1 pseudogene is annotated in these 558 nt (G+C 41.8%); it reads right to left on the bottom strand.

The window, feature by feature from the left end:
* Positions 1-327 (bottom strand): annotated as a pseudogene (locus tag AAEY72_RS14175) (c-type cytochrome); the annotation flags it as partial.
* Positions 328-558 lie beyond the last annotated feature (231 nt).

A 558-nucleotide genomic window follows, 5' to 3' on the forward strand; every position in this document is an offset into this window, starting at 1 on the left:
TTCAACATTGGTAAAACTTGGCGGCTTAGGATATAAACTGGCGCTAAAATCAGTGCTTTCTACCCCAGGAGACAAGTGACAACCTGCACACATATCTTTGTAATCGGCACCGCCCGAGCTGATCATTTCTGTCTTTTCTAAGTTGGGAACCGTAATGTCCTTACTAGCATTCGCTATTGAACGCGTGCGGGCAGTCTCTAAGAGTTTATACATTATTGGGTTATGCGCTTGATCTGCTCCTATATTGACAATGCCGCTAGTAACAACTGCAAAAACCCCAACGACTGCCACAAGTGTGGCAAAAAGCGCACCCAATAAAAATTTCATATATCCGTCCTACAATTTATTGCTGTCAAAATGAGATTGTCATCTGATGTTAGGTTAGGCAATATTTGTCGTTGAACCTGACTCTTTACCTAGCGAGCGCGACTAGATTTACTTAGAAGCACTGTCATTAGTGACACAGTGCTTTTGATACATCGCTTTCATTTTGCTCATGTTGGTCATCATGGCTTTCATAGCAGGATCGTTCATATCCATTTTGCTATGATCCATTTT

This window comes from Psychrobacter sp. W2-37-MNA-CIBAN-0211 (assembly GCF_040309405.1).
In the GTDB taxonomy this organism is placed as follows: Bacteria; Pseudomonadota; Gammaproteobacteria; order Pseudomonadales; family Moraxellaceae; genus Psychrobacter; species Psychrobacter glaciei.